At 61.8% G+C, this 15,509-nt stretch carries 14 protein-coding genes; 10 read left to right on the top strand and 4 right to left on the bottom strand.

The genetic code is table 11. The features are described 5' to 3' along the window. Positions 1 to 232: 232 nt before the first annotated feature. Together EHW12_RS27805 and EHW12_RS27800 are read right to left on the bottom strand one after the other, a co-directional pair. The gene (locus tag EHW12_RS27805) at positions 233 to 1,099 is read right to left on the bottom strand and encodes an alpha/beta fold hydrolase (protein ID WP_030536126.1); all 867 of its coding nucleotides are present in this window, start codon (positions 1,097 to 1,099) and stop codon (positions 233 to 235) included. A 90-nt stretch (positions 1,100 to 1,189) separates the two neighbouring features. Continuing rightward, positions 1,190 to 2,236 carry a LacI family DNA-binding transcriptional regulator gene (locus EHW12_RS27800; protein ID WP_125052241.1) on the bottom strand — a complete coding sequence of 349 codons (1,047 nt, stop codon included), beginning with the start codon at positions 2,234 to 2,236 and terminating at the stop codon, positions 1,190 to 1,192. Positions 2,237 to 2,484: 248 nt separating this feature from the next. Between EHW12_RS27800 and EHW12_RS27795 the strand changes: the two genes are divergently transcribed. From EHW12_RS27795 to EHW12_RS35935, 5 genes are all read left to right on the top strand, one after another. Then, entirely contained in the window at positions 2,485 to 3,939 is a 1,455-nt protein-coding gene (locus EHW12_RS27795; RefSeq protein ID WP_125052239.1) for an APC family permease, read from the top strand. Next, positions 3,936 to 5,540 carry a N,N-dimethylformamidase beta subunit family domain-containing protein gene (locus EHW12_RS27790; protein WP_125052237.1) on the top strand — a complete coding sequence of 535 codons (1,605 nt, stop codon included), beginning with the start codon at positions 3,936 to 3,938 and terminating at the stop codon, positions 5,538 to 5,540. Before EHW12_RS27795 ends, EHW12_RS27790 begins: the two co-directional genes overlap by 4 nt. A 1-nt stretch (position 5,541) precedes the next feature. Continuing rightward, positions 5,542 to 5,904 carry a cupin domain-containing protein gene (locus tag EHW12_RS27785; protein WP_125052235.1) on the top strand — a complete coding sequence of 121 codons (363 nt, stop codon included), beginning with the start codon at positions 5,542 to 5,544 and terminating at the stop codon, positions 5,902 to 5,904. Next, a complete protein-coding gene (locus EHW12_RS27780) occupies positions 5,901 to 7,346 on the top strand; it encodes an aminobutyraldehyde dehydrogenase (protein WP_125052233.1) in 1,446 nt (481 codons plus the stop codon). Before EHW12_RS27785 ends, EHW12_RS27780 begins: the two co-directional genes overlap by 4 nt. Positions 7,347 to 7,573: 227 nt before the next feature. Then, on the top strand, positions 7,574 to 7,708 hold the full coding sequence (locus tag EHW12_RS35935; RefSeq protein ID WP_003942853.1) for a hypothetical protein: 135 nt from the start codon (positions 7,574 to 7,576) through the stop codon (positions 7,706 to 7,708). A 14-nt stretch (positions 7,709 to 7,722) separates the two neighbouring features. Here EHW12_RS35935 and EHW12_RS27775 read toward each other — a convergent pair whose 3' ends face one another. Next, positions 7,723 to 8,376, bottom strand: coding sequence for a nucleoside/nucleotide kinase family protein (locus tag EHW12_RS27775; RefSeq protein WP_125052232.1), 654 nt, complete (start codon positions 8,374 to 8,376; stop codon positions 7,723 to 7,725). Between the two features lie 124 nt (positions 8,377 to 8,500). Here EHW12_RS27775 and EHW12_RS27770 point away from each other — a divergent pair, with 124 nt between their 5' ends. From EHW12_RS27770 to EHW12_RS27750, 5 genes are all read left to right on the top strand, one after another. Next, positions 8,501 to 9,094 (top strand): TetR/AcrR family transcriptional regulator, encoded by a 594-nt coding sequence (locus tag EHW12_RS27770; protein WP_007730510.1) that lies wholly within the window; start codon positions 8,501 to 8,503, stop codon positions 9,092 to 9,094. A gap of 45 nt (positions 9,095 to 9,139) precedes the next feature. Continuing rightward, positions 9,140 to 10,018 carry a crotonase/enoyl-CoA hydratase family protein gene (locus tag EHW12_RS27765; RefSeq protein WP_241199060.1) on the top strand — a complete coding sequence of 293 codons (879 nt, stop codon included), beginning with the start codon at positions 9,140 to 9,142 and terminating at the stop codon, positions 10,016 to 10,018. Between the two features lie 14 nt (positions 10,019 to 10,032). Then, positions 10,033 to 11,676: an AMP-binding protein gene (locus EHW12_RS27760; protein ID WP_050656917.1), complete on the top strand. Its 1,644-nt coding sequence runs from the start codon at positions 10,033 to 10,035 to the stop codon at positions 11,674 to 11,676. A gap of 82 nt (positions 11,677 to 11,758) precedes the next feature. Then, a complete protein-coding gene (locus EHW12_RS27755; RefSeq protein ID WP_007730514.1) occupies positions 11,759 to 13,312 on the top strand; it encodes an acetyl-CoA hydrolase/transferase family protein in 1,554 nt (517 codons plus the stop codon). A 37-nt stretch (positions 13,313 to 13,349) separates the two neighbouring features. After that, positions 13,350 to 14,561, top strand: coding sequence for a helix-turn-helix domain-containing protein (locus tag EHW12_RS27750; RefSeq protein ID WP_042921490.1), 1,212 nt, complete (start codon positions 13,350 to 13,352; stop codon positions 14,559 to 14,561). Here the strand turns inward: EHW12_RS27750 and EHW12_RS27745 are convergent, their stop codons facing one another. Continuing rightward, the gene (locus tag EHW12_RS27745) at positions 14,562 to 15,389 is read right to left on the bottom strand and encodes an SDR family oxidoreductase (RefSeq protein WP_003942902.1); all 828 of its coding nucleotides are present in this window, start codon (positions 15,387 to 15,389) and stop codon (positions 14,562 to 14,564) included. It lies immediately after the preceding gene. Positions 15,390 to 15,509 lie beyond the last annotated feature (120 nt).

Raw genomic sequence — 15,509 nt, 5'->3', positions numbered from 1 at the left:
CGGCCTGGTCAACAATCTGCGGGACTGATGAAAGTGCGTAGTGATCAAAGGCGCGGATTTGCACCGAACTGGAAGTCTGCCCCTGGAACGAATACTGGAACTGTTGTTCCGGGCGAAGCGACCGGCTGCCTGACTGACGGCTGCCCTCTGATAACCCCACCGTACGTCATCGATTGAGTTTCAGCTAATTCTATTTCGAGCGGCTGAGAGCGCTGTGGCCCGTATTACCTGCTCAAGAGGCATTTATGTGGCCGATTATTGCTTGCTTGGTGGTAGCCCAGGCGTCGGTCGTCGGGTTGCCGAACTCGCCGTGGCCGACGCCGGGAAGTTCGATCAGATCGACCACGTCGCCTGCTGCTCGGGCGGCACGGGCATAGCGCCGACTCTGTTCGACCGACACGACCTTGTCTCCGAGTCCGTGGATCACCGTGACGGGGAGGCCGGTGGGGAGGTGCTCGATCGGTGATGCGATGCGGTAGCGATCGGGATGATCGGTAGGCATGCCGCCCAGAAGATTTCGAACAAATCGATCTTTGCCCGCGGTTGCGGCGAGCGTCATGTCGAAGACGCCGGCCATGATCGTCGTCGAGCGAACCGGCACCGAGAGGTTTGGTTCCGGGGCGTCTGCACCCTGTTGGGATCGCGATGCGACCCAGGCGGCAAGTTGTCCACCCGCGGAGTAGCCGGCGATGTGTACACGGCTCAAATCCAGTCGCCCGGAGGCCTTTTCCTGAACGATGCCGGCCAGAGCGTTGGTGGCCGTAACGGTATCGGAGAGCGTGGTCGGCCAACCACCCTGACCGCCGACGCGTCTGTATTCGATGTTCCAGACCGCAATTCCGTACGGGGTCAGGGTTTTTGCCCACGCGCCCGCGTATTCGAGATTGCTCTTCTGGGCCCATCCACCGCCGTGAATGAGTACGACGACCGGCAGGTCACCGTCCGATCCTTCTGGAAGATACAGATCGCCGAAAGTGTCTGCGGCCGCGGCGTAGGCGATGCGGACCGGAGCGACGTCGCGGTCGAGGCCGGTCGCACTGCTGACAGATGCGAGGAGGGCGAGTGCACAGACCAGCACTACGGCGAGATACCCGGCCAAGCGGTCGCGGGAGCGGTGCGCGATGACCTGATTCCTCTCGGCAGGCGACGGACGATAATTCGGAAATCAGTCTATCGGTGCCAGGTGAATTTATGGTGTGAGCGAATGGGCCGTGCTCGCTCGCACGCGGAGTTCGCTACGCGTATAGCTCTGAACTGGGGGTTCGTCACCGTTGACCAGAGCCAACAGTGCATCTACGGCCGCTGCCGCCTGTTCTTGGGGGAAGAAGTCGAAGGCAGTGATCGGGGGCTGGGAAACCAGCAGGGCGGGTTCGTCACTGTCCTGTGCAATCAAGACGTCACCCGGAATCGACAGCCCGAGATCGAGGGCCGCTCGCGCCGCTGCCGGGGCGCAACCGAGAATCAACGACAGGATCGCGTCAGGCGGAGTCGAGGAGTCGAGGGCCTCGCGGGTGGCCGCATACGCGGCCCCGATGAGGCCTCCGACGGTGCTGGCGCCCGGAAACGACGTCAATTCCTCGCTGGTGCGTGGTGCCACGCCTCGGGCGCGGCACCACTCGAAGTAAGCGAAAGTCGTTGCGCGGGTCCACTCCGAATGCATTCCGGGAGTGAGGACGAAAATGTCCCTTGCGCCACGTTCGGCGAGGTGGTTCAGAAGAGTCTCCGTGGTGGAGACGAGGTCCGGTGAGGTGGAGTATCCGAACTGCCCGGATTGTCCAGGACCCACTGCGACAGAGGGGATTCCGATCTTCTGCAGAACTTCGACGCGCGGGTCGTCGACCATCGGGTCGACGACCAGTACGCCGTCCATCTCGATGCGCCGCAGTCCGTTCGGATCTTTCATCGACGGCAGTAGGAGGAGTGAGTGATCGACGTGGAATGCAGCCTGGGTCGCGGCGGTCGCCACGCGCCCGTACCAGTCGAAATTGAGGTACTCGGCCGATGACAGTTGGTCGGGAGCGGGGAGCATCAGCCCGAGGGTGGCAGTCCGACCCGACCTGAGATTCTGGGCCGACCGATTGGCACGGTATCCAAGGCGGTCGGCAACCTCTTGAACCCGAGCGCGAGTGGCCGCGTCGACCCGGCCCTTGCCGTTGAGTGCATAGGAGACCGTGGACACCGCGACGCCGGCGGCGTTGGCGACATCACGAAGCGTCGGCGAAACAGGGGTAGCCACTGCGGATCGTTTCTACTCGTTGGTCGGTTTGTCTCCAGCCTATCGATCAATCGTTTCGGCATGTTGCGTGCACCGCTAAGGGGCACCTCAAAGCAAATCGTCGAATCGTTTCAGCGCAGGTATTGACACTGATGAAACGATTCGGCACTCTCTTAGGAACACCGGGCGAACGTCGAGAGAAATTCGGGCGAACCTCGGGAAACCTGACCAGGCAGGCGCATACTTGCCTTAACTCGCGGAGCCTCCCCATGACCGAAAAAACCGACCCTCCCGGTGCAGGAATGCATTCTGAATCCGGTTCTCCCACGTCATCCTCGGGCCTGCGTGCCGGAACTATCAACAGCCGTCATCTGGTCTTCTTCGTCATCGCCGCAGCGGCGCCACTGACGATCCTGGTGGGATTCGCGCCACTGGGCCTGATGGTTTCCGGCGCTGCGCTTCCGGTGGGGTACGTCGTTCCCGGGATCGTCTATCTACTGTTCGCCGTCGGCTTCACGGCGATGAGCAGGCATATCCGCGGCGCGGGCGCGTTCTACGCCTACATCACCGAAGGGCTCGGAAAAACAGTCGGCGCAGGCGCCTCTGTGCTGGCTTACATCGGCTATCTCGGTGGCCAGATCGGATTCGTCGTCGCTTGCGGCATCTTTCTCTCGTCGACGATCGAGTTGTTCTTGGGAGTAACCGTTTCCGTCTACACCTGCGCATTGGCGGTCGCAGTTCTGGTCGTGGTGGTGGGATATCGCAGGGTCGATATCGGCGCGAAGGTGCTGGCCGTTTTGATGGCGCTCGAGCTCGGCGTCCTCGCAGTCTTCTGTGTGGCGGTTCTGTTGAAAGGCGGCCACGAAGGACTGTCGCTCGACAGTTTTTCGCCGTCGACCTTCATGACAGCCGGACTGGCGAGCGTCTTCGTGTTGACCTTCACCTCCTTCGTCGGTTTCGAGCAAACGGCGATCTACAGCGAGGAAGTTGTCGATTCCAAACGCACAGTGTCGCGTGCGACCTACACAGCAGTCACTGTTCTGGCCGTGGTCTACGCATTCTGTGCTTGGGTGATCGTGCAGGCCGTCGGCCCGAGTCGGATGGGCGACCTACTCGGCGGTGACCCGTCCGAGCTGATCTTCGATCTCAACAATGAATTTGCCGGCTCCATGATGACCGACGTGATGCATCTGTTGATCGTCACGAGCTTCTTCGCGGGTTGCCTTGCCCTCCACAATGCTTGCAGTCGCTATCTGCTCACCATGGGGCGCGCGAGAGTCTTTCCTGCCGCGCTTGCACGGGTTTCGCCGACCACTGGAACGCCGAGCGTCGCCGGAATCACACAAGGCGCACTGGTATTCGCGGCAATCGCCGGCTTTGCGCTGACGCCCGCAGACCCGTACACCCAAGTAGTCGTGTGGACGAATACACCAACGATCATCGGTGTGCTGGTGTTGCAGGTTCTCACTTCCGTCGCCGTGCTCAGGTTCTTCTCGCAGGATTCTCGCGGTGAAGGTCTGTGGCAGAGGTTGATTGCACCCTCGCTCGCTGCAGTGGCGTTGATCGTCGCGCTCGGATACCTCTTGATGAACATGAGTGACCTGACCGGGTTGACCACCGCGCAAAACTTCTTGTTGGCAGTGCCATTGCTGTTGGCTTTCGCATTCGGCGTGGTCCGCGGGATGCGCGTACGTGAACACTCGGTCGAGGAGTTGTCGGCATGAGCGAATACGCATGGTCGGTCCCCGGAGGGTTGGTCGAACGTCCCGGAATTGTTCCGGGCGCTCCAGAGATATGGGTCTATGCGGACAGGTTCTCGTACTTCGGTGGTGACACCGTCTCGATCCGAGTGCATACCACCGCAGAAGAATACGACCTCGAAATTGTTCGAGACGGCGCCCGGCCGCAACAGGTCGCGCAATACGTCGGTCTGCCGGGCAAGCAGCAGCAGACGCCTGCCGACGCGTATGCAGTGGGCTGCGAGTGGTCGGAATCCCTTGCCGTCGAGATAGATCCGAAGTGGACGTCCGGCATGTACTTGGTTCTGGTCCGGATGCTCCACGAAGGGGTGACTATTGAGCGGGAGGGCTTCTTCGTCGTCAAGGCGCGCGAACCCGAGCATGCCGACTTCGTACTCATTCACACCACCAGCACGATGTTGGCCTACAACGACTGGGGTGGGGCAAACCACTACCGAGGTGTTCCGGACGGCTCCGGCGATGTGCCGACACCGATTTCCTCGACGCAGCGTCCCGTCGCGCGGGGGATGTTGCGCAAACCCGAGGGCGCAGCACGCAACATCCACACCGACACACCGGGAATCGGATGGATACCCCGTCACCCGCCGTACGAATGGGCGTGGGTGAACGGCTACTCGCGTCACCATGCGGACGCCTTCTGGGCCACTTACGAGAGGCCGTTCACGGTCTGGGCGGAAGAGCAGGGGTTCCGCGTCCACCACGTGACACAACACGATCTGCATAACGATCCGTCAGCGCTGCATGGATATTCATGCGCAGTTGTCGTCGGTCACGACGAGTACTGGTCCTGGGAGATGCGTGACCGCATAGATGATTTCGTCGAAGAGGGTGGTGGTCTGGCGCGATTCGGCGGGAACTTCCTGTGGCAGGTACGCCTCGAAAACGACGCACAAGTCTGTTACAAGAATCCGTTCGACGATCCGATGCGAGAAGTCGACCCGACCCGGGTGACGACGGCGTGGGATTCGCCCGAGGTTGCCCGACCGGGAGCGTGGACGATGGGATTGACCGGCATGGCCGGTGTCTACAATCGTTACGGTGCAACAACTCCCAGGTCTTCGGGCGGTTTCACGGTATACCGGCCGGATCATTGGGCGTTGAACGGAACCGACCTGTACTACGGAGACAACTTCGGGATCGCCCCGATCTGTGTTGCCGGATTCGAGATGGACGGCGTGGATTTCACGTTCCGGAAGGGCCAGCCGTATGCGACCGGCGTCGACGGCGCTCCCGAGGATCTGGAGATCATCGCGATGGCGCCGGCAGTTTCGGGTTCGCGGGACAAATGGAACGGGAAAGTTCCGATCGGTGCGCCTTTCGCCGAAGTGCAGGGAATCATCGAATGCTTCTATGGCAGTGAGCCTCCAGATCACCTTCGTGATCTCGAATACGGATCGGGAATGGTCGCCTGTCACAAGCGAGGTCTCGGCTCCGTGTTCAACGCAGGTTCCACCGAATGGGTGAACGGGCTGATCCATCACGATCCGTTCACCGAACGAATAACTGCAAACGTACTGAATCTGTTTGCTGCACGAATTTCCAGCTCCAACACGAAGGAAAAATGACATGAGTGTCAACGACATTCGAACGTTCGGGCCAGGGCAGGGGACGCGGTTCATCCCGGAGTGGGGTGACGACGCGAGCCCGAACTGGTCGGAATCCGAATGGAGGTCATTCGGAGATCCGAACGGGGAATACTTCGGCGGTGGTTGGGAAGGCGAGCCCGGCACGCTCTTGTGCGACCCGTATCCGTACGACGAGGTCTGTATCATGATCAGCGGCCGGGTGGCGCTGATCGACCTCGATGGAAACCGTCGCGAATTCTCCGCTGGGGAAGCATTTTTCGTGCCGCAGTCGTTTCGCGGTACCTGGGAGACGGTTGAGCCGTCGAAGAAGTTCTTCGTCGCGCTCCCCGGATCGCGCTCATGACGGTGGAAACTTCGATGACTGTCGCAGCGTTTGGTCACGTGATCAACGGAACGTGCGAGAGCCCGGCAGGTAGACTTTCCGTGCTGGTCGATCCGGTGACCGACAATGTATACGCCCGTGCTGCCGTCGGTTCCGCCGATGACGTCGACCGAGCCTGCCGTTCGTCCGAGAAGGCTGCGCGGTCCTGGCGCCGGTCCACCCCTGCGCGCCGTCAGGAGTTGCTGCTGGCCCTCGCGGACGCGCTGGAAGCAAACGCGAAATATTTCCTCGAGGTCGAATGCCGCAGTACCGGCAAGCCTCTCAGGCAGGTGCGAGACGACGAGATCCCGCAGTGTGTTGACTTTCTGCGGTACTTCGCGGGTATTGCCCGCTCTCTGCCGGGCGTTGCCGCAATGGAGTACACGGAGGGTGCTACGTCTTATGTCAGACGTGAACCCATTGGCGTGATTGGTGCGATCGCTCCTTGGAACTACCCGTTGATGATGGCGGTCTGGAAGATCGCGCCGGCACTCGCGACGGGAAACACCCTCGTGCTCAAGCCGGCCGAGGAGACGCCGGAAACCGCGGTGATGCTGGGAGTGCTTGCAGCGCAGATCTATCCGCCCGGGGTGTTGAACGTAGTGTGCGGCGATCGCGATACCGGAGCCGCGCTCGTCGCTCATCCGGTTCCTCGGATGATTGCGCTGACGGGATCGACGAGAGCGGGGATTTCGGTCGCAAAGGCCGCATCGGAAGACGTCAAGCTGTTGCATCTCGAACTCGGAGGCAAGGCACCCGCCGTTGTTTTCGCCGACGCGGACCTCGACGGCGCAGTCGCGGGGATTGTTGCCGGAGCCTTTTACAACAGCGGTCAAGATTGCACCGCTGCGACGAGGATTCTCGTTCAAGAGGAGGTTGCGGAGGAGTTCACCGAGAAGTTGACGGCTGCGGCCGCGGACTTGAGGTTGGGCGGACCGGAATCGGGCGATTGTCTCGGCCCCCTGGTCAGCCGCGCTCACCGTGATCGAGTGGCGGAGTTGGTAGAGAGACGCTCAGTAAATACGAACGTATGTATTGGCGGGGGAAAGCCAGCTGGACCAGGGTCTTTCTATCTGCCGACTGTTATTTCCGGGGTGCAGCAGGAAGATGAGCTGGTCCAGGAAGAGATATTCGGGCCGGTTGTCACCGTACAGTCGTTCTCCACCGAGGCTGAAGCGATCGAACTTGCGAACGGGACCAAGTACGCTCTCGCGTCGAGCGTGTGGACGTCCGACCACGGCACCGCGATGAGGATGACGGCCGAACTGGACTTCGGCTGCGTCTGGGTGGGAGCCCACGGAATGCTCGCCGCTGAGATGCCTCACGGTGGCTTCGCCGGGTCGGGTTACGGCAAGGATCTGTCGGAGCTCGCACTGGCGGAGTACACGAGGGCCAAGCACGTCATGCATGTGACGAGCGTCTGACTCCTCGGCAATATCCAACGACGGCCACCTGCCCGCGCTGCGGGACGGTGGCCGTCGTCGTGCCTCGGTGGACCTGCAAGCTGCTGTTTAAATATGTTGCAGTGCAACATGTTTAGAGAGAATTTTCGTTGATTCGGGTCGCGAATGCCGGTAAAGTGACGTGTGCAACATTGCGCACTTCGGCGCACATTCAACCCCACTTTCAATTCCGACTCCAGGAGACTGCCATGGGTTCATCCGACACCGATCTCAAAGCGCTCGACAGCGTTATCACCGTCGCCGGTGCATTGGCGGCGATATTCGGCGGAATCGCCGGAGTTGCCGGGCTGGCCACTTTTCTCGGAACCGGCGGCGGTTCTTAGGTTTTCAGCTGACATCACTGAGGCTCGGACCGTTCGATTCTGACGATCAGATCCGCGCGTGGCCTGACTGCGCTGATCAACTCGGCGTTCGGCTGATCTACCCGTTTCACCCACTCTGCAGCCGCTTCGGAACTCTTTCCGAAGCGGCTGTGGCGTTTCACCAAGCGCTTCGTCCGAGTTTCCTCCGGAACGTCGAGATACCAGACCTCGTCGAGTGCTGCTCGCACTTCCTGCCATCCACCACTGGGTAGGAGGAGATAGTTCCCCTCGGTGACTATCAGCGGTGTACATGGATCGACAGCCGTTGTGCTGCCTATTGATTCGTCGAATTCGCGATCGAAGACCGGAGCATAGACCGTCGAGTTCGAGGCTCGGAGTCGGCGTAGTAGAGCCGCGTAGCCGTCGACGTCGAAGGTGTCCGGTGCGCCTTTGCGTTCATGCCTGCCGAGTCGGTCGAGTTCCCGATTGGCAAGATGAAAACCGTCCATCTCGACGATGGAGCAACGAGAACCTAATTTCCGCACAATTGCCTGTGACACCGTCGACTTTCCGGCTCCCGGTGCGCCCGTGATGCCGAGGATTCTCCGACCGTCGTCGGTGATCAGGGAAGCAGCGCGTGAAGCAAGTTGGTCGAGCGTCAGCGAGACGGTCGGCGGTGAGGTCGTCACGTGTTGCTCCGATCAGTCCGAAGGGCCGGTGCATCGAGAGTACGCCGGAGGCTTTCGGCCATTGACAGTCTGAATGGACTGTGAAACTGTGATCCATGCCACTCGAGAAGTTGGAGGTGAGACCGTGACCCTGCGCGATGCGCAGCGCGAAGCGACGCGCCACCGGATTCTCGATGCGGCAACGGATTTACTGATAGCGGACGGTTATTCATCTCTGACGGCGCAGTCGGTGCAAACCGCTGCCGGAGTCAGTCGGGGCGCTCTGCTGCACCACTTTCCGAACATGCAGGAGCTCACTGCGGCGTTGGTGTCGAACATCGTCGTACGGAACGAGGTGGCGGTAAGAGCTGCCATGTCTCGGCAGGATTCGTCGGTTGACACGATCGAGAACTCGATCTCCGCTCTGTATTCGGCGTTGACTCAGCCGCCATTTCAAGCGGAACTCGAACTGTGGTCCGCAGCGCGGACGGATCCGGTGTTGGCCGAGGTGCTCCGGGAATCGGAGCGAATCGCCGGACGGGATCTGCGGCGAGTTGTCCACGACGCTTTCGGTCCCGAAATTGTTGCTTCCGAGAACTATTCGCAGATTGCAGATCTGACGGTGCTGATGCTCCGTGGTTTGGCGCTGTCCCGGGCAGTGCAGAAGAGCGACGCGTCTGCGCGTCGTTCGATCAGTCAATGGGCAGGCGTCGTTCGCCTGCTCCTCACCCAGAACTAGCGCAACTCGTTCCGAGCGAGGCGCGCTCTGTCGACAGGACCGATGATGACGGATTTTGCGACCCTGAAGTACGAGACGTCCGGTGGTAAAGCGTATATCACGCTCAACCGTCCCGATCGGCTCAACGCGATCGACGACCGGATGCCGTCGGACATTCGAAACGCGGTGGCAGCAGCCAATGACGACGACGAGGTCCGTGTGATCGTCTTGCAAGGTGCGGGCAAGGCGTTTTGTGCCGGGTACGACCTCAAGAAGTTTGCCGAAGGCGACCTTGACGGAAAGTGGAACCAGGGCCCGGTCTGGGACCCCATCAAGGACTTTCGCGGGATGAAGCAGAACACCGACGACTTCTTCACGCTCTGGCGATCGCTCAAGCCGACGATCTGCAAGGTTCAGGGATATGCGATTGCCGGTGGGAGTGACATCGCGCTGTCCTGCGACATGGTGATCATGGCCGACGACGCTCGCATCGGATACCCGCCTGCGCGTGTGTGGGGTTGCCCGACGACGGCGATGTGGGTGTACCGGCTCGGAGCCCAGCGTGCCAAGCGAATGCTGTTGACGGGAGACACCATTGACGGTGTCACTGCGGCTGACTGGGGATTGGCGCTCGAAGCGGTGCCGGCCGACGAATTGGACTCGGCGGTGGAAGCGTTGGCGGATCGCATCGCCGGTGTTCCGCTCAATCAGTTGGCCATGCAGAAGATGATGATCAACCAGGCGTACGACAACATGGGATTGCAAGGCACCCAGGTACTGGCAACCCTGTTCGACGGAATTACGCGTCACTCCCCGGAGGGGCGCTGGTTCAAGGATTTTGCCGAGCGCGACGGATTCCATGCCGCGGTTCAGTACCGCGATTCCGGACGCAAGATTCCAGACGGAGGCGGGCCGCTCCCCGCGTCCGACACCCCTCCTCGATAGAAAGTGGATGTGAGATGAGCAGTGTTCTCGAAACGTCGTACTTCCCCGCTGACGTGTCTGACCCGATAGAGGAGCAAACGGTGGGTGGGCTGCTGCGAGAGTGCGCCGCGGACTCGCCGAATCTGATTGCAATCAGAGAAGTGGTTCCGACGCAATCGCATTCGCTTTCCGGGGCGGCTGAAACCGATCGCACGTGGACCTTCGCGCAACTGCTGGACGAAGCGGAGGGGTGTGCGCACTACCTCTTGTCCCAGTTCGATCGCGGAGACAGGATCACCGTCTGGGCTCCGAACGTTCCGGAATGGATGATTCTGCAATACGGCGCCGCGCTCGCCGGGATGGTTCTGGTGACCGCCAATCCTGCGTTGGGTGCGGAGGAGCTGGCGTACGTCTTGTCGCAGTCCCAGTCTCGGGGGCTCTTCCACACCGGAAAGTTTCGCGGTGGCGATATGGCAGCGGTTGCATCCGAGGCGATTTCGATTTCGGGAGAAGAAGTTCTTGCAGTCAACTTCGAGGAGTGGGATCGCCAGGTTCGAGGTTGGGCGGGCGAACGGGGCGCTCTGCCCGAAGTCTCGCCTGACGACAATGCGCAGATCCAGTACACGTCGGGAACCACCGGAGTTCCCAAAGGTGCTCTGTTGCATCACCGCGGATTGGTCAACAATGCCGATTTTGTGAGTCGGAGAGGCCGATTCCCTGAGCGGGGTTCGGTTGTGTCGGCCATGCCGCTGTTCCACACCGCCGGGTGCGGCATCCTGGTTCTCGGCGCCGCGCAGCGAAGAATGTCCATCGGCCTGATCCAGTACTTCGATCCGACTGCGGTTCTCGATGCGGCGGAACGCTTTCACGCTGACGTGGTCAGTGGAGTGCCGACGATGCTGATCGCGATGATCAACGACGCCAGCTTCGCGAGCCGCGACTTCTCGGCCTGTTCGGTGGTCGTATCCGGCGGGTCGTCGGTCCCGCCCGAACTCGTCAGCACGGTGGAGTCGGCCTTCGGGGCGGGGTTCAGCATCGTCTACGGACAAACCGAGGCCAGCCCCGTCATCACACAGACCAGCCCGGCCGACACCCACGAAGACAAGTCGGAGACGGTCGGACTCGCGTTGCCGCAGGTCGAAGTGAAGATCTCCGACGTCGTGACCGGGGACAGCGTGCCGCTCGGCGAACAAGGCGAGATCTGCGCGCGCGGGTACCTCGTCATGACCGAGTACTTCCGTAATCCGGAGGCTTCGGCCGACACCGTGGACAAGGACGGTTGGTTGCATACCGGCGATTTGGGGACGATGGACGAACGTGGATACGTCCGGGTTACCGGCCGCCTCAAGGACATGATCATCCGCGGCGGTGAGAACATCTATCCGCGTGAGGTCGAGTCCGTGATCTTCACACATCCGAAGATTCTCGACGTGGCGGTCGTGGGTGTGCCCGACGAGGTGTGGGGTGAGCGAGTTGTCGCCGTCATCCGCTGGAAGGACGAGTCCGACCAACCGACCGCCGCCGAGCTGGTCGAGTTCTGCACCGAGCGACTGGCGCGCCACAAGGCGCCCAAGGAGTGGTTCAGCGCGGAGGCGTTCCCACTGACAGGGTCGGGCAAGATCCAGAAATATCGAATTGCGAGCCTGGTCGGCGAAGGCGTGTACGGCGTCGTCAACTGATCGGTGCACATAGCACGTCGGAGCGATTCTGTCTGGGTTATCCCCGTAAATCGCTTCGACGTGCCCTGTTTATCCTGGTGCCGTGAGTTCAACCTTCGGTGAGACCGGACACAACGCCACCTCCAACCGCATTCGCGCCACAGCGTTTGCGTCTAAGGTGATGTCTGCGTCCGACGCCGTGAAGTTCATCAACCCGGGCGACACCGTCGCGATCAGCGGTTTCGCGAGCGCCGGTACACCAAAGGTTGTCATTCCGGCCCTGGCCGAGCGCATTCACCGGACCCGCGGCAACGGATCGAACTTCACGATCAATCTCCTGACCGGCGCTTCTGTGTCCACCGAGACCGAAAGGCTGCTCGCGGAGGTCGACGGAATCGCGCTGCGCATGCCGTATCAGTCCGAGGCCACCGCACGTCGCCGGATCAACGACGGTCGTATGGACTACGTGGACATCCATCTCTCCCACGTGGCTCAGCAGGTGTGGGAGGGCTACTACGGCAACGTAGACGTCGCGGTGGTCGAGGTCGCCGGTATCACCGAATCGGGGGAACTGATTCCCTCCGCGTCGATTGGCAACAACAAGACCTGGCTGGACGTCGCCGACAGGGTCATCCTCGAAGTCAACTCGTGGGTGCCCGAGGCGATGGAAGGTATTCACGACGTCTATTACGGCACCGCGCTGCCGCCGCATCGCAAGCCGCTCGAGATCATTCGTGTCGAGGACCGGATCGGCCAGACCACGTTCCGAGTGGATCCCACGAAGGTTGTGGCCGTTGTCGAGACCAACTGCCGTGACAGCGCGAGCCCTCTCACTGCACCCGATGCCGTCAGTGAGGCGATCGCCGGCCACGTCCTGGAATTCTTCGACTTCGAGGTGCGCGCCGGACGGATGCCGGCCGATACGTTGCTTCCGCTGCAGGCGGGCATCGGCAATGTCGCCAACGCGGTGCTCGGAGGGCTCGATCGGGGGCCGTATCGCGGCCTGACCTGCTACTCCGAGGTCATCCAGGACGGGATGCTGAAGCTGATCAAGGACGGAACGGTCGCGCATGCGTCGTCGACGGCTTTGGCGCTCACCGAAGAGGGCATCGAAGAACTGACCGCGAACATCGACTTCTACCGCCACCACATCACTCTCCGTCCGCAGGAGATCAGCAACCACCCGGAGGTGGTGCGCAGGCTCGGAATCATCGCCATGAACGGCATGCTCGAGGCCGACATCTACGGCAACGTGAACTCGACGCACGTCATGGGGACGAAGATCATGAACGGAATCGGCGGCTCGGGGGACTTCGCCCGCAACGGCTACGTGTCCATGTTCCTGAGCCCGTCGACGGCCCGCGGCGGTGAGATCTCGGCGATCGTGCCGATGGTTCCGCACGTCGACCACACCGAGCACGACACTCAGGTGTTGGTGACCGAGCAGGGGTTGGCGGATCTGCGCGGTCTGTCGCCGCGGCGACGCGCGCGCCTGATCGTCGACAAGTGTGCTCACCCGGAGTTCCGGCCACTGCTCCACGATTACATCGCTCGCGCCGACGCTCAACCGGGTGCGGGGCAGACGCCGCACATCCTGGGCGAGGCATTCTCGTTCCATCAGCGGTACATCGACACGGGTTCGATGCGCCTTTCGTGACGCCAGGCAATGCTGCCGGCAGTGAGAGAATGCGAGGGTGAGCCGAACCGGGGTACCTGACGACGCCATACGCCGGGTTGCCGCGGCGGGGGCCGATGACGCCGGTGGCCTACCCGTCGAACTGCTGGGTGATTTCCTGGACGTGCTCAGTGTCGCCGTATGCGAGGGGAAGCCGCTGCAGCGTCGTCAGCTGCACCGCTTCCGCGCTCGCGGGGAAGAAGCAGCGCAGCAGGGTGTCGCCCTGCGAGCCCTGCTCGATCTGTATCTCTCCTCGGCCTGGCGTCTGTGGCGTGAACTGCCTGCTGTTATTGCGGCACAATCGGATCCGAACGCCGTCGTCGCGGCCGGCGAAGTGATGCTGCGTGCCGTCGACGATGCCGTCGCCGAACTGGCCGAAGGTTTTCAGTTGGCCAGACGTTCTCTGGTCCGCTCGCAGGTATCGGCACGCCGCGAGTTCGTCGACGACTTGTTGACCGGCGGCGCTGACGTCGTCGGATTGTTGGATCGCGCTTCAGGATTCGGTCTCCACCTCAGTGGTCCGCATGCCGTGGCGGTAGTGACCGCCGCCCGTGAGTTCACCGACGACAACCCTTTGGTGCGCGCCGTCGAACGTGCCGTTCTGGGTAGCAAGGGTGACGCCGATGCGTTGGTCGCCAGCAAGAGCGGCAAACTGGTGGTCGTTTTCGCGGCGCCGGATCGCGATGCCGTCGACCACGTGCTGGCAGGGATTCGGTCGGCTCTCGGGCCGGGGACCGATGACGACGGGCGAGTGCAGTTGCAGCGGCGTCCTTTGGACGGCACGTGGCAGATCGCTGTCGGGCGCCCTCGAACCACCGCTTCGGGCGTGGTGGCGTCGTACCGGGAGGCGCTGGACGCACTGGACCTGGCGCAGCGCCTGTCGTTGACCGCACCGATCATCGATGCTCGTGACCTGCTGGTCTACCGGGTTCTGGTCAACGACAGACCGGCGGTCACCGACCTGATCCACACCCTTCTCACACCGCTGCTCGAGGCGCGTGGTGGCGCTGGACCGATGATCGACACACTGCTCGCGTACTTTTCCGCCGGCGGCAATACGGCTAAAACCGCCCGAGACCTGCATTTGTCCGTCCGCGCCGTGACGTACCGGTTGGACCGCATCCGTGAACTCACCGGTCAGAACGTCAACGATCCCAACGACAGCTTCGCGCTCCACGCTGCCGTACTGGGTGCGAAGCTGCTCGACTGGCCGGCCACCGAGCTGACCTGATCAGCTTGCGCGGGCGCGTTCTTCGTAGGCAGCACGTGCCGCGGTGTCGACGTCGCCGAGAAACTGCGTCTCGACGCCGAACAGTCGGCTCAATGCCTCGTACGGCCGCCGGGGGAAGAAGCCCTGTGCCTGCACGAGCAGCCCGGACACCCGCGTAATGCGTACGCGTGGGCGCGGTTTGGTGATCAAGCCGACGACGGCTTCGGCGATTTCCTCCGGCTGAACCTCTCGGAATCCCTTCATTCCCGAAGTGCCCGAGGTGAGTTGGGTATTGGTGAGCGTCGGCAGCACGGACGAGATGTGAACTCCGGTGCCACGAACTTCCTTGCGGACAGAATCGGTGAAGCCCAACACCGCATGCTTGGCGCCGCAGTACGTCGACAAACCGGGGCACGGGAGTTCGCCTGCAAGCGAAGCGATGTTGATGACGTGTCCACGTCCGCGCGGAAGCATCCGTCGCAATGCGAGCTTGGTTCCCGTGATCACGCCGAGGACGTCGATCTCGATGATGCGTCTGGTCACGGAGTCGTCCTCGTCGACGATCCGTCCGACCGGCATGATGCCCGCATTGTTGACCAGCACGTCGATCGGGCCGAGTTCACCTTCGACGGTGTCGAGGAAGTCGAAGAACGAGGCGGGGTCGGTGACGTCGAGGCGCCCGAACGTGCGGATGCCCAAATCCTTGGCTGCTCGCGCGAGAGTGGCTTCGTCGATGTCGCCGATCGCGACCGTCGCACCCAGGCTGATCAGCCGCTTCGCGGTGGCGTATCCGATGCCCCGGGCGCCGCCGGTGATGACCACTACCTGACCGTCGAAAGGTTTGTTCATTTACTCCAGCGTCTCCAAAGATAGGGGTTGGTTGCAGTGAGATGTGATTGTGGACCAGTCGAAACCGGGTTGCTAGGGCTTCTTGGCCGAAGTGGGACGATAGATTTGTGACTAAGTCAC

It is taken from the genome of Rhodococcus sp. NJ-530 (genome assembly GCF_003860625.1).
In the GTDB taxonomy this organism is placed as follows: domain Bacteria; phylum Actinomycetota; class Actinomycetes; order Mycobacteriales; family Mycobacteriaceae; genus Rhodococcus_F; species Rhodococcus_F qingshengii.
The sequence above is the reverse complement of the archived record's forward strand: the minus strand, read 5'-3'. Positions and strand labels throughout refer to the sequence as shown.

What these genes read in the sequence shown, in the direction of transcription:
- EHW12_RS27760 (WP_050656917.1), top strand. Translation starts at nt 10,033, where the DNA reads ATGAGCAGTGTTCTCGAAACGTCGTACTTCCCCGCTGACGTGTCTGAC.
- EHW12_RS27765 (WP_241199060.1), top strand. Translation starts at nt 9,140, where the DNA reads ATGACGGATTTTGCGACCCTGAAGTACGAGACGTCCGGTGGTAAAGCG.
- EHW12_RS27785 (WP_125052235.1), top strand. Translation starts at nt 5,542, where the DNA reads ATGAGTGTCAACGACATTCGAACGTTCGGGCCAGGGCAGGGGACGCGG.
- EHW12_RS27795 (WP_125052239.1), top strand. Translation starts at nt 2,485, where the DNA reads ATGACCGAAAAAACCGACCCTCCCGGTGCAGGAATGCATTCTGAATCC.
- EHW12_RS35935 (WP_003942853.1), top strand. Translation starts at nt 7,574, where the DNA reads ATGGGTTCATCCGACACCGATCTCAAAGCGCTCGACAGCGTTATCACC.
- EHW12_RS27745 (WP_003942902.1), bottom strand. Translation starts at nt 15,389, where the DNA reads ATGAACAAACCTTTCGACGGTCAGGTAGTGGTCATCACCGGCGGCGCC.
- EHW12_RS27780 (WP_125052233.1), top strand. Translation starts at nt 5,901, where the DNA reads ATGACGGTGGAAACTTCGATGACTGTCGCAGCGTTTGGTCACGTGATC.
- EHW12_RS27790 (WP_125052237.1), top strand. Translation starts at nt 3,936, where the DNA reads ATGAGCGAATACGCATGGTCGGTCCCCGGAGGGTTGGTCGAACGTCCC.